This window comes from Mycobacterium colombiense (assembly GCF_001665835.1).
Classification (GTDB): domain Bacteria; phylum Actinomycetota; class Actinomycetes; order Mycobacteriales; family Mycobacteriaceae; genus Mycobacterium; species Mycobacterium colombiense_A.
The window spans coordinates 33,166-45,836 of the sequence record NZ_LZSX01000032.1; the positions used below are offsets into that span (position 1 = coordinate 33,166).

The window sequence follows — 12,671 nt, forward strand, 5'->3', positions numbered from 1 at the left end:
CTGTGATCGGCGCGGGACGGAGAAATGATGGGCGTGGTGGTTTACCTCGTGCTGACCGTGGCGGTGTTCGCCGTACTCGGCCTGGCTCAGAAGTTGGTCGAGCGGCTGTGAACTACCAAAATGCGATCGGCTTGGTGCTTTCCATCGTCATCGCGCTCTACCTCGGGGGCGCCCTGCTGTTCCCGGAGAGGTTCTAAGTGAACACGACAACGGCCGGGGTACTTTTCTTCGTCGTCCTCGTCGCGGCGGTGGTGGTCGTCCACGTGCCCTTCGGGGACTACATGTTTCGGGTGTACACCTCGGAGAAGGACCTCTATGCCGAGCGGGCGATCTACCGACTGATCGGGGTCGATGCCCGTTCGGAGCAGACATGGGGTGCCTACGCCCGCAGCGTGTTGGCGTTCTCGTCGGTCAGCATCATGTTCCTGTTTGTGTTGCAGCTGGTACAGGGCAAGCTGCCGTTACATCTGCATGATCCGGCCACAAAGATGACGCCCTCGATGGCGTGGAACACCGCGGTCAGCTTCGTCACCAACACCAACTGGCAGGCCTACTCCGGTGAATCCACGCAGGGCCATCTGGTGCAGATGGCCGGCCTGGCGGTGCAGAACTTCGTCTCGGCCGCCGTCGGGATGGCGGTGGCCGTCGCGCTGGTGCGCGGGTTTGCCCGCAAACGCACCGGCGAGCTCGGCAACTTCTGGGTCGACCTGGTCCGCGGAACGCTTCGCATCCTGCTGCCCATCGCCGTCCTCAGCGCGATCCTGCTGGTCGCCGGCGGGGCGATCCAGAACTTCCACCTGCACGACCAGATGGTCACCACCGTCAACGGAACTCAGCAGACGATTACCGGCGGCCCGGTGGCCAGCCAGGAGGTCATCAAGGAGCTCGGCACCAACGGCGGCGGCTTCTACAACGCGAACTCGGCTCACCCGTTCGAGAACCCGACCGTATGGACCAACTGGCTGGAGATCTTTTTGATCCTGGTGATCGGCTTCTCGCTGCCGCGCACCTTCGGTCGGATGGTGGGTAACACCAAGCAGGGCTTCGCGATTGCGGCCGTGATGGCGACGCTCTACACGGCCAGCACGACGTTCATGCTGTGGTTTCAGGTCCAACACCACGGGACCGTGCCGACCTCGATCGGCTCTGCGATGGAGGGAGTCGAGCAGCGCTTCGGCGTCACCGACTCGGGGGTGTTCGCCGCCGCGACGACGCTCACCTCCACCGGGGCCGTGGACTCGACTCACGACTCTCTCACCAGCCTGGGCGGCATGATCGCGATGTTCAACATGCAGCTGGGCGAGGTCGCCCCCGGCGGCACCGGGTCCGGCCTGTACGGCATCCTGATGCTGGCGGTGATCACCGTTTTCGTCGCCGGGCTGATGGTCGGGCGTACTCCCGAATATCTCGGCAAGAAGATCACCCCGCGCGAGATCAAGCTTGCCGCAAGCTATTTCCTGGTCACACCGTTGATCGTGCTGACCGGCACCGCGATCGCGATGGCGCTGCCCGGCGAGCGGGCCGGCATGCTCAACGGCGGACCGCACGGACTCTCCGAGGTGCTCTACGCGTTCACCTCGGCGGCCAACAACAACGGGTCGGCCTTCGCCGGGCTGAGCGCCAACACCGACTGGTACAACACGGCTCTCGGCCTGGCCATGGCGTTCGGCCGGTTTCTGCCCATCGTGTTGGTGCTGGCCCTGGCCGGGTCACTGGCCAGGCAGGGCAGCACACCGGATTCGGCGGGCACCTTGCCCACGCACCGGCCGCAGTTCGTGGGCATGGTCGCCGGCGTCACGTTGATTGTCGTTGCCCTCACGTTCTTGCCCATGCTCGCGCTCGGGCCTCTCGCTGAAGGGATCCACTGATGACCGCGACCGCGATCCACCCCACCGAGCGGACCCAGCCGGCGGTGTCCACCGGCAGAAAACGGGTGCAGGGCGGACTGCTCGACCCGAAGATGCTCTGGAAGGCCACACCGGACGCCCTGCGCAAACTCAACCCACGCACCCTGTGGCGCAACCCGGTGATGTTCATCGTGGAGATCGGCGCCGCCTGGAGCACCGCCTTGGCCATCGTCGATCCAACGTGGTTCGCCTGGGTGACCGTGATCTGGTTGTGGCTCACGGTGTTGTTCGCCAATCTCGCCGAGGCGGTGGCTGAGGGCCGGGGCAAGGCGCAGGCCGAAACGTTGCGCCGCGCCAAGACCCAGACCATGGCCCGGCGGCTCAGAGACTGGGCGCCCGGCGCGACCGCGATCGAGGAAGCGGTCGCCGCGCCGCAGTTGCAGCGGGGCGACATCGTCGTGGTCGAGGCGGGTCAGGTGATCCCAGGCGACGGTGACGTCGTGGAAGGCATTGCCTCGGTGGATGAATCGGCCATCACGGGCGAGTCCGCGCCGGTGATCCGCGAGTCCGGCGGCGACCGTTCCGCCGTCACCGGTGGCACCACCGTGCTCAGCGACCGCATCGTCGTGAAGATCACCCAGAAGCCCGGAGAGAGCTTCATCGACCGGATGATCGCGCTGGTCGAGGGCGCCAACCGGCAGAAGACCCCGAACGAGATCGCACTGAACATCCTGCTGGCCGCGTTGACGATCATCTTCGTCTTCGCCGTCGCGACCTTGCAGCCGTTGGCGATCTACTCCAAGGCGAACAACCCCGGCGTCCCGGATGGCCAGGCGCTCAACGCAAGCGGCGTCACCGGCATCGTGATGGTGTCATTGCTGGTGTGCCTGATCCCGACGACGATCGGCGCGCTGCTGTCGGCCATCGGCATCGCCGGCATGGACCGTCTGGTGCAGCGCAACGTCCTCGCCATGTCTGGGCGGGCGGTGGAAGCCGCCGGCGACGTCAACACCCTGCTGCTGGACAAGACCGGCACCATCACGCTGGGCAACCGGCAGGCCGCGGCGTTCATCCCGCTCGACGGAGTCTCCCCCGAACAGCTGGCCGACGCCGCACAGTTGTCCAGCCTCGCCGACGAAACACCCGAGGGCCGTTCGGTTGTCGTGTTCGCCAAGCAGCACTTCGGGCTGCGTGCGCGCACACCGGGTGAGCTGTCCAAGGCCCAATGGGTGACGTTTTCGGCCACCACCCGGATGTCGGGTGTCGACCTCGACGGTCAACTGCTGCGCAAGGGTGCGGCGAGTTCGGTCGCGGAATGGGTACGCGCCCGAGGGGGTAAAGTACCCGAGCAGCTCGGCGAGGTCGTCGACGGCATCTCGGCCGGCGGTGGCACCCCGCTGGTGGTCGGGGAAAGCCGCGACGGCGAGGTGGCGGTGCTCGGCGTAATCCATCTCAAGGACGTCGTCAAGCAGGGCATGCGCGAGCGGTTCGACGAGATGCGGCGGATGGGCATCCGGACGGTGATGATCACCGGCGATAACCCGTTGACCGCCAAGGCGATTGCGGACGAGGCCGGAGTCGACGACTTCTTGGCCGAGGCCACGCCCGAGGACAAGCTCGACTTGATCAAGCGCGAGCAGGCGGGCGGCAAGCTGGTCGCGATGACGGGCGACGGCACCAACGACGCGCCCGCCCTGGCTCAAGCCGACGTGGGTGTGGCGATGAACACCGGCACGTCGGCCGCCAAAGAGGCCGGGAACATGGTCGACCTGGACTCCGATCCCACCAAACTCATCGAGATCGTGGAAATCGGCAAGCAGCTGCTGATCACCCGGGGTGCGCTGACCACCTTCTCGATTGCCAATGACATCGCGAAGTACTTCGCGATCATCCCGGCGATGTTCGTCGCACTGTTCCCCGGCCTGGATCTGCTCAACGTGATGCGGCTGCACAGCCCGCAATCGGCGATCCTGTCCGCGGTCATCTTCAACGCGGTCGTCATCGTCGCGCTGATCCCGCTGTCGCTGCGCGGCGTGCGGTACACGCCGAGCAGCGCGTCAAAGCTGTTGAGCCGCAACCTTTACGTCTACGGTCTCGGCGGTATCGTCGCCCCGTTCATCGGAATCAAGTTGATCGACCTGATCGTCCAATTCATCCCAGGGATGTCCTGACATGACGTTTTCGAATTTCGTCCGCCTCCATTGGGCGGCATTGCGCACGCTGCTGGTGCTGACGGTGATCACCGGCCTGGCCTACCCGCTGTTCATCTGGGTGGTCGCACAGTTTCCCGGACTGCGTGACCAGGCCGAAGGGTCGATTCTGGCCGCCGATGGAAAGCCGGTGGGTAGCAGGCTGATCGGCCAGTCGTTCACCGACAAGGACGGCAACGCACTGCCGCAGTACTTCCAGAGCCGCCCCTCGGCGGCCGGCGCCGGGTATGACCCGACGTCGTCGGGTGGCAGCAACCTGGGGCCGGAAAGCGTGGTCGACACGCCCGCCGATCCGTCGCAACTGGCGGCCGGCAAGTCCGCGTCGGACGCGGGTTTCAAACCGAGCCTGTTGACGACGGTGTGCTCACGCAGCGCCGCGGTGGGCAAGCTGGAGGGAGTCGATGGGTCGCGGCCGTTCTGCACGGGCGGCGGCGTGGGTGCGGTGCTGTCGGTGATCGGGCCGCGCGACGGACGCGGCAACGTCATCCACCCGACCCGGGTGGTCAGCGTCAACGAGCCGTGCGGGTCGACGACCACGCCGTTCCTTGCCCTCTACGAGGGTGTGCGCGTCGAATGTGCCAAGTACGACGAGGACTACACCATCGGGCAGATCGTGCCGATCCGCGGCGCCGCGCCGGCCGATCCGGCGGTGCCGGTGGACGCGGTGACCGCGAGCGGCAGCGGCCTGGACCCCAACATTTCACCCGCCTATGCCGATATCCAGGTGGCGCGGGTGGCCAAAGTGCGTCACGTCAGCGCAGATCAGGTGCGCGCCGTGGTCGCGCAGCACAGCAGCGGCCGCGGCCTCGGGTTTTTCGGTGAACCGTGCGTCAATGTGCTGCAACTAAATCTGCAACTCGACCACCGGTATCCGGTTACGAGTTAGCGCCGAGGGGGGATGATGGTTGACGTGAGTGACGTCAACCTCCGCGACCACCATCCCAAGCGCGGGGAGTTACGCATCTACCTGGGTGCGGCTCCGGGTGTGGGCAAGACGTACTCGATGCTGGGCGAAGCACATCGGCGGCTGGAACGCGGCACCGATCTGGTGGCGGGCGTGGTGGAAACCCATGGGCGGTCGAAAACCGCTGAGCTGCTTGAGGGCATCGAGGTGATTCCGCCGCGCCAGGTCGACTACCGCGGCGGCAGCTTCGCCGAACTCGACGTGCCGGCGGTTTTGGCGCGCCGCCCCCAGGTCGTCCTGGTCGACGAACTCGCGCATACCAATACGCCCGGCAGCAAAAACCCCAAGCGGTGGCAGGACGTCGAGGAACTGCTCGACGCCGGGATCACCGTGATCTCCACGGTCAACGTGCAGCACCTGGAAAGCCTGAACGACGTCGTCGCGCAGATCACCGGTATCGAGCAGAAGGAGACCGTACCGGACTCGATCGTGCGCCAGGCCTCGCAGGTCGAGCTCATCGACATCACACCAGAGGCGTTGCGCCGCAGGTTGTCTCATGGCAATGTCTATGCCCCGGATCGCATCGATGCTGCGCTGTCCAACTACTTTCGCCGTGGAAACCTCACCGCGTTAAGGGAATTGGCGTTGCTGTGGCTTGCCGACCAGGTCGACACCGCGCTGGCCAAATACCGGGCCGAGAACAAGATCACCGACATGTGGGAGGCCCGCGAGCGGGTCGTGGTGGCGGTTACCGGTGGTCCAGAGTCCGAGACGCTGGTACGGCGGGCATCCCGTATCGCATCGAAGTCCTCCGCCGAGCTCATGGTGGTGCACGTGATCCGCGGGGACGGGCTGGCCGGCCTGTCGGAGTCCCGGATGGTTAAGATCCGGGAGTTGGCGAGCAGCCTCGACGCTTCGCTGCACACCGTGGTCGGTGATGAAGTGCCCACCGCCCTACTCGAGTTCGCCCGTGAAATGAACGCCACGCAGCTGGTGATCGGCACCTCGCGGCGATCGCGCTGGGCGCGCCTCTTCGAGGAAGGGATCGGTCCGAGGGTCGTCGAGCTATCGGGAAAGATCGACGTGCACCTGGTCACCCACGAGGAATCCAAGCGCGGCTTCCGCGCGGCGTCGCGCGGGCCTCGCGAACGGCGGGTGACATCGTGGCTGGCGGCCGTCATCGTGCCGTCGGTCATCTGCGCGATCACCGTCACGACGCTGGACCCGTATCTGGCTACCAGCGGCGAGAGCGCCCTGTTCTTCATCGGGGTGCTGCTGGTCGGACTGCTGGGAGGCATTGCGCCCGCGGCACTTTCGGCGGTGTGGTCCGGGTTGTTGCTGAACTACTTTCTGATCAACCCCCGGCATAGCTTCACCATCGCCGAACCCAGCAGCGCCATCACCGAATTGGTGCTGCTGCTCATCGCGGTCGCCGTCGCGGTGCTGGTCGACTTCGCGGCCAAACGCACCCGGGAGGCCCGTCGCGCCTCGCAGGAGGCGGAGCTGCTGACCCTGTTCGCGGGGTCGGTACTGCGCGGTGCCGATCTCGAGACGTTGCTCGAACGGGTGCGCGAGACCTACGCCCAGCGGACCGTCAGCATGCTGCGTGAGCCCGGCGAGGAGGCGCGCGCCGACGGCAAGAAGAGCGACGTCGTCGCCTGCGCGGGCCGCGACCCCTGCGTCACCGTCGATTCGGCCGACACCGCGATCGAGGTCGGCGACGACGAGTTCTGGATGCTGCTGGCGGGCAGGAAGCTCTCCGCGCGTGACAGGCGGGTGCTGGGCGCGGTGGCCAGGCAGGCAGCGGGCTTGATCAGGCAGCGTGAGCTCGCCGAGGAGGCCAGCCGCGCCGAGGCGATCGTCCGGGCCGACGAACTGCGCCGCTCCCTGCTGTCGGCGGTCAGCCATGACCTGCGGACACCCCTGGCGGCGGCCAAGGTCGCCGTCTCCAGCCTGCGCGCCGAAGACGTCGCCTTCTCCCCTGCCGACACCGCCGAATTGCTGGCCACCATCGAGGAGTCGATCGATCAGCTGACCGCACTGGTCGGAAACCTGCTCGATTCATCGCGTTTGGCCGCCGGGGTGATCCACCCGGATCTGCGCCGGGTGTATCTGGAGGAGACCGTGCAGCGGGCTCTGATCAGCATCGGCAAGGGCGCCACCGGTTTCTTCCGGTCTGCCATCGACCGGGTCAAGGTCGACGTGGCCGACGCCATGGTGATGGCCGACGCCGGTCTACTGGAACGCGTGCTGGCCAACCTGATCGACAATGCGTTGCGCTACGCGCCCAACTGTGTGGTGCGTGTCAACGCCGGGCGGGTGGGTGATCGCGTGCTGATCAACGTCATCGACGAAGGCCCCGGGATTCCGCATGGGGCCGAGCAACAGATCTTCGAGGCGTTTCAGCGGCTCGGCGATCACGACAACACCATCGGCGTCGGCCTGGGGATGTCCGTGGCGCGGGGCTTCGTCGAGGCGATGGGCGGAACAATTACGGCCACCGACACCCCGGGAGGCGGGCTGACCGTGATTGTGGATATGGCTGCGCCGCAAGCGATGGATGCCGTATGACGCGCGTTTTGGTGATCGACGACGAACCGCAGATCCTGCGTGCGCTGCGCATCAACCTGACGGTGCGGGGCTACGAGGTGATCACCGCGTCCAGCGGGGCCGGCGCGTTGCGCGCGGCCGCCGAGCACAAACCCGACGTGGTGGTCCTCGACCTCGGCCTGCCCGACATCTCCGGCATCGATGTGCTGGCCGGTCTGCGCGGCTGGCTCACCGCGCCGGTAATCGTGTTGTCGGCGCGCACCGACTCGTCGGACAAGGTCGAGGCGCTGGACGCCGGCGCCGACGACTATGTGACCAAACCCTTTGGGATGGACGAGTTCTTGGCGCGGCTGCGCGCGGCGGTGCGCCGCAACACCGCCGCCTCCGAACTGGAACAACCGGTCATCGAGACCGAATCGTTCACCGTCGACCTGGCCGCCAAGAAGGTCACCAAGAACGGCAGCGAAGTCCACCTCACCCCGACCGAGTGGGGAATGCTCGAGGTTCTGGTCCGCAACCGCGGCAAGCTGGTCGGCCGCGAAGAACTCCTCAAAGAGGTGTGGGGCCCGGCGTATGCCACCGAAACGCATTACCTTCGTGTGTATCTCGCGCAGCTGCGCCGCAAACTCGAGAACGACCCGTCGCATCCCAAACACCTGCTGACCGAGTCGGGCATGGGGTACCGCTTCGAGGCGTGAGACTTGCGACCGGGCCCGGGTCACACCAGCCACTCTCGCCTCCACGCAGGTGGGTCAGTTAATAGCCCGCGTCCCCAGAGGCCGGTGGGGCTTGTGTGACCTACTCGGCGATGGACAACACGATGCCGTCCAGGATGTCGTGCTCGCTGACCGTCAGCTCGTCGATGCCCGCACGGGCGCGCAGCTCGCGCGCCAACTCCTCGACGACGATCGCCCCGCCGCCGATCACGTCGGCCCGGCCCTCGTGCATCGGCGGCAGCGCCGCGCGCTCGGCCCGCGTCATGCCGATCAGCCGCTCGCACACCGACAGCAGGTCATCGCCGGCGACACGCGAAAGATGAATGGCCGTAGAGTCATACGTCGTCATGTTGTGGGCCAGCGCGGACAGCGTCGTCATCGTCCCGGCCAGTCCGACCCAGGTCTTCACCCCCTCCACGGGCACCACACCCAGGGCGACCTCGAGTCGTTCGCGCACCACCTGGCGGGCCGCCGCCACCTCCTCGGGCGCCGGCGGATCCGAATGCAAACAGCGTTCGGTCAGCCGCACGCAGCCGATGTCGGCCGAGTAGCTGGCCGTCACGCCGTCTCCTGCATCGCCGCCGCCGACGACAATTTCGGTGGAGCCGCCACCCAGGTCGACGACGACGAAAGGACCTGTCGCACTGTCCAGCTCGCCGACCGCTCCCCGGAACGAGAGCTCGGCCTCTTCGGCGCCGGTGATCACCTCCGCAACCGCCCCGGGCAGCACCGCGCCCAACACCTCGGCCGTCATCGCGAAGAACGCGTCGCGGTTGGCGACGTCGCGGGCGGCCGACGTGGCCACCATCCGCACCCGCTGCGCGCCATGCTCTTTGATCAAGGCCGCGTAATCGGTGAGCGCCGCGCGGGTGCGGGCGATCGCGGCCGCCGCGAACTCACCTGTCGCGTCGACACCCTGACCCAGCCGCACGATCCGGGTCTCGCGGTGCACGTCGCGCAGCCGGCCACCGTCAAGGTCGGCGATCAGCAACCGGATTGAGTTGGTACCGCAGTCGATTCCCGCGAGCCTGCCGTTCACCATTGGCCGGCCACCAAGATGCCGGCCATCGCCGGCTCGTCGGCCAGGATCGCCAGCGCCTCGTCGCCGAACGGGTTCACGCCGGGCCCCTTGGCCAGCGAATGGGCGATCAGCACGTGCAGACACTTGACCCGGTCGGGCATTCCGCCGCCGGAGAATGTGGTCCCCAGCGATTCGATCGCGTCCCGTTCGGCCAGATACGACTCGTGGGCGCGCCGATAGGCGGCCGCCAATTCCGGGTCCTGGCCCAGCCTTTCGGTCATCTCGCGCATCAACCCCGTGGTCTCCAGTCTGCTGGCGGCGGCCGTCAGGGCCGGATGGGTCAGGTAATACAGCGTCGGAAACGGCGTGCCGTCAGGCAGTCTCGGCGCCGTCTTCACCACGCCGGGTTCACCATTGGGACAACGGTAGGTGATTTCGAGTACCCCGCGCGGCTCGCGCCCGAGCTGGCGCGCCACCGCTTGAAGGTCGGCATGATCAGCCACCGGGACCCGTGGGATTCGGTGCGGGCACGGGGCCGGGCAATCCCGGTTCGGCCGGCGGGGCTTCGGGCGCAGGCACTTTGGTGGGCGGCAGGTGCGGGGCGTCGGCGATGGTGTGCCACAGCGACGTGTACCAGGGGTCACCGTTGGCCGGTTTCGCCGACGGGGATCCCGGCTGCGCGGGCTCGGCCGCCGACGGCGGAAGCTGAACCTGGAACGGGATGTCGCCGGGCTTGACGAAGCCGAGGCGCTCGCGGGCCTGCGCCGCAATGTAGGCCGGGTCACCGAGTTTGGCCTTGCGCTGCTCCAGGTCCGCGACCTGACGGCGCAGCGCCGCTTCGCTGGCGGCCAGCTGATTCATCTCGGTGCGTTGCGCGAAGTAGGTGCGCACCGGTCCGGCGATGGTCAACGTCAGCACGCAGACCACCGCGGCCAGCACCGCCGCGCGGCGCGCGGTGAAACCCAGCCGTTGCTCGGAGCGCTGCTCCACCGATTCGGCGGCCTGGCGCGTGATGGGCTCGACGACATGCTCTTGCTGCGTTCGCGTGGCGGTCCGGCCGGCCTGGTTCGCAGTGGGCGAGGTTCGCGAAGACGGCTTGGAGGACGGCTTGGCCGTGCGGCGGCCCCGACCCGAATCGCCGGCCTTCCCCGGGCGTGGTGCCGGGGAGCGCCGCTTCGAGTCGGGCCGTTTCGCGTCAGCCATGTCAGCCGTTGAACGTCAAGCTATTTCGCCTCCACGGCGTACCGCGGGAACGCCAGGTCGCCGGCGTAGCGCGCGGCGTCACCGAGCGCCTCCTCGATCCGCAGCAGCTGGTTGTACTTGGCGACGCGCTCGCTGCGGGCCGGCGCGCCGGTCTTGATCTGCCCGCTGCCGACGGCCACCGCCAGGTCGGCGATCGTGGTGTCCTCGGTCTCTCCGCTGCGATGGCTCATCATCGTGCGATAGCCGCTGTGGTGGGCGAGCGCGACGGCGTCCAGCGTCTCGGTCAGCGTGCCGATCTGATTCACCTTGACCAGCAACGCGTTTGCCACGCCCTTGTCGATGCCCTCTTCCAGGCGCTCAGGATTGGTGACGAAGATGTCGTCGCCGACCAGCTGCACCCGGTCACCGATCGACGCGGTAAGGGTCACCCAGCCGTCCCAATCGTCTTCTGACAGCGGGTCTTCGATGGACACCAGCGGGTACGAGCCGAGCAGCCCGGCGTAGAACTCCGCCATCTGCTCGGCGGTGCGGGTGGCACCCTCGAACTTGTAGCCGGTCCCGTCGGTGAAGAACTCGGTGGCCGCCGCGTCGAGCGCCAGCGCCACCTCGGAGCCGGGTTTGAAACCGACCGACTCGATGGCCCGGCTGATCAGATCCAGGGCCGCGACCGTGCCCGCCACGTCGGGGGCGAAACCGCCCTCGTCGCCGAGGCCGGTGCTCAGACCCTCCTTCTTCAGCACCGACTTCAGCGCGTGGTACACCTCGGCTCCCCAGCGCAACGCCTCGGCGAAGCTGGGCGCACCGATCGGCGCCACCATGAATTCCTGGATATCGACGGCGGTGTCGGCGTGCGCGCCGCCGTTGAGGATGTTCATCATCGGCACCGGCAGGATGTGCGCGTTCGGGCCGCCGAGGTAGCGGAACAGCGGCAGCTCGGCGGAATCGGCGGCGGCCTTGGCCACCGCCAGCGACACGCCCAGGATCGCGTTGCCGCCCAGCCTCGACTTGTCGGGGGTGCCGTCCAGATCCAGCAGCGCCTGGTCCACCAGCCGCTGATCGTCGGCGTTCAGGCCGATCACCGCCGGACCGATCTCGTCCAGCACGGCCTGCACCGCTTTCTGCACGCCCTTGCCGCCGTAACGCTCGCCACCGTCGCGCAGCTCGACGGCCTCGTGCTCGCCCGTCGACGCGCCGGACGGCACCGCCGCGCGGGCAAACGTCCCGTCGATCAGGGCTATCTCGACCTCGACTGTCGGGTTACCGCGGGAATCGAGGATCTCGCGGGCCCCGACCTGCTCGATAATCGGCACTGAGTTCTCCTTGCGTCGTCGCCGGTGCGTGCTTTTGCCGGTCAGCGATACATCCTGCTACAGCGGGTGGCCCTTCGCGTAAGCGGTCGCCCAATCGCGGACCGCCCGGGCGTAGACACCGGAGTTGTTGTAGGCGCGCAGCGCGGTGATCCAGCCGCGGGGTGTCGCGAGATCCTTTCCGCGCCAACAGAGATACCCCGCCGCCGCGAGCGCGGCGTCGTCGATGTTGTCCGGGCTGACGCGGCCGTCGTTGTGAGCGTCGACACCATAGAGCCGCCACGTCTCCGGGATGAACTGCATCGGCCCCATGGCGCGCGTCACACCGTCTCCGTCGGTGACGTCTTCCTCCGTGTCGACGATGCGCAGCGTGCCGCCGCTGCCGTCGAGGCGGACGCCCCGAATCGGGGGGCTCACATCGCCGTTGGGGGCCAGCCGCGCGCCGTGGTAGGTGCCGTGGTGGCTCTCGACCTGGCCGATGCCGGCCAGGGTGGTCCACGCGATGTGACATTTCGGGTTCTCGACTTCGGCGACGCGGGCCGCGTAGGCGTAGGCCTCGAGCGCGATCACCGGGATCTCCAGCCCCGCCGACCGCTGCTGGGCCCACTCCCGCAACTGATCCGCGGGCCGGCCGCTGGCATGGGTGTCCACCGCCGGCACCGGATCGCCGACCGGGGGCGGAACCCCGTCGGGGATGAACAGGCTGAGCTGCCAGGTGCAGCTGGAGGCCAGAACGATCGCGGTTGCGCCGATCACGGCGGCCGCGCGCATCCAACGCCTCGGCGACACCATGCTTTTCTGAGCTCCCCTAAACTCGCCTGCACCAACTTCCGCCACACCATCGTCCCATGCGTTCGGCAACTGCCCGGTTGCCTCGGGCCTCGACGCACCGACGTCTCGTCGGTTTCAGCTA

12 protein-coding genes are annotated in these 12,671 nt (G+C 67.5%); 7 read left to right on the top strand and 5 right to left on the bottom strand.

Annotated elements, in window-relative coordinates:
• The first annotated feature begins 27 nt into the window (after positions 1-27).
• Genes A5760_RS27650 through A5760_RS06800 form a run of 7 tightly spaced genes read left to right on the top strand, consistent with a single transcriptional unit; the run spans position 28 to position 8,209 of the window.
• Entirely contained in the window at positions 28-111 is an 84-nt protein-coding gene (locus tag A5760_RS27650) for a potassium ABC transporter ATPase (RefSeq protein ID WP_100882449.1), read from the top strand.
• On the top strand, positions 108-197 hold the full coding sequence (locus A5760_RS06775; RefSeq protein WP_064878954.1) for a potassium-transporting ATPase subunit F: 90 nt from the start codon (positions 108-110) through the stop codon (positions 195-197). Before A5760_RS27650 ends, A5760_RS06775 begins: the two co-directional genes overlap by 4 nt.
• Complete coding sequence (gene kdpA / locus A5760_RS06780; RefSeq protein WP_064878956.1) at positions 198-1,868, top strand: potassium-transporting ATPase subunit KdpA; 1,671 nt, start codon at positions 198-200, stop codon at positions 1,866-1,868.
• On the top strand, positions 1,868-4,018 hold the full coding sequence (gene kdpB / locus A5760_RS06785; RefSeq protein ID WP_064878957.1) for a potassium-transporting ATPase subunit KdpB: 2,151 nt from the start codon (positions 1,868-1,870) through the stop codon (positions 4,016-4,018). Before kdpA ends, kdpB begins: the two co-directional genes overlap by 1 nt.
• 1 nt (position 4,019) lies before the next feature.
• Positions 4,020-4,943 (top strand): potassium-transporting ATPase subunit C, encoded by a 924-nt coding sequence (locus A5760_RS06790; RefSeq protein WP_064878960.1) that lies wholly within the window; start codon positions 4,020-4,022, stop codon positions 4,941-4,943.
• 12 nt (positions 4,944-4,955) lie between these two features.
• Complete coding sequence (locus A5760_RS06795) at positions 4,956-7,532, top strand: sensor histidine kinase (protein ID WP_064878963.1); 2,577 nt, start codon at positions 4,956-4,958, stop codon at positions 7,530-7,532.
• The gene (locus A5760_RS06800; RefSeq protein WP_064878966.1) at positions 7,529-8,209 is read left to right on the top strand and encodes a response regulator; all 681 of its coding nucleotides are present in this window, start codon (positions 7,529-7,531) and stop codon (positions 8,207-8,209) included. The genes A5760_RS06795 and A5760_RS06800 overlap by 4 nt, the downstream gene beginning before the upstream one ends.
• 100 nt (positions 8,210-8,309) lie before the next feature.
• Here the strand turns inward: A5760_RS06800 and A5760_RS06805 are convergent, their stop codons facing one another.
• From A5760_RS06805 to A5760_RS06825, 5 genes are read right to left on the bottom strand one after another with little or no spacing between them, the layout of a single operon-like run.
• Positions 8,310-9,269 (bottom strand): Ppx/GppA phosphatase family protein, encoded by a 960-nt coding sequence (locus A5760_RS06805; RefSeq protein WP_064878968.1) that lies wholly within the window; start codon positions 9,267-9,269, stop codon positions 8,310-8,312.
• Positions 9,263-9,751: a DUF501 domain-containing protein gene (locus A5760_RS06810; RefSeq protein WP_064878971.1), complete on the bottom strand. Its 489-nt coding sequence runs from the start codon at positions 9,749-9,751 to the stop codon at positions 9,263-9,265. Before A5760_RS06810 ends, A5760_RS06805 begins: the two co-directional genes overlap by 7 nt.
• On the bottom strand, positions 9,744-10,451 hold the full coding sequence (locus A5760_RS06815; protein ID WP_064878975.1) for an FtsB family cell division protein: 708 nt from the start codon (positions 10,449-10,451) through the stop codon (positions 9,744-9,746). Before A5760_RS06815 ends, A5760_RS06810 begins: the two co-directional genes overlap by 8 nt.
• 20 nt (positions 10,452-10,471) lie before the next feature.
• Positions 10,472-11,761 carry a phosphopyruvate hydratase gene (eno, locus tag A5760_RS06820; protein WP_064878977.1) on the bottom strand — a complete coding sequence of 430 codons (1,290 nt, stop codon included), beginning with the start codon at positions 11,759-11,761 and terminating at the stop codon, positions 10,472-10,474.
• A gap of 57 nt (positions 11,762-11,818) precedes the next feature.
• Complete coding sequence (locus tag A5760_RS06825) at positions 11,819-12,547, bottom strand: lytic transglycosylase domain-containing protein (RefSeq protein WP_155764243.1); 729 nt, start codon at positions 12,545-12,547, stop codon at positions 11,819-11,821.
• Positions 12,548-12,671 lie beyond the last annotated feature (124 nt).

Bases quoted from the DNA above. Each gene is read 5' to 3' on its own strand.
- A5760_RS27650 (WP_100882449.1), top strand. From the start codon at position 28: ATGGGCGTGGTGGTTTACCTCGTGCTGACCGTGGCGGTGTTCGCCGTA.
- kdpB (WP_064878957.1), top strand. From the start codon at position 1,868: ATGACCGCGACCGCGATCCACCCCACCGAGCGGACCCAGCCGGCGGTG.
- A5760_RS06790 (WP_064878960.1), top strand. From the start codon at position 4,020: ATGACGTTTTCGAATTTCGTCCGCCTCCATTGGGCGGCATTGCGCACG.
- A5760_RS06795 (WP_064878963.1), top strand. From the start codon at position 4,956: ATGATGGTTGACGTGAGTGACGTCAACCTCCGCGACCACCATCCCAAG.
- A5760_RS06800 (WP_064878966.1), top strand. From the start codon at position 7,529: ATGACGCGCGTTTTGGTGATCGACGACGAACCGCAGATCCTGCGTGCG.
- A5760_RS06805 (WP_064878968.1), bottom strand. From the start codon at position 9,269: ATGGTGAACGGCAGGCTCGCGGGAATCGACTGCGGTACCAACTCAATC.
- A5760_RS06815 (WP_064878975.1), bottom strand. From the start codon at position 10,451: ATGGCTGACGCGAAACGGCCCGACTCGAAGCGGCGCTCCCCGGCACCA.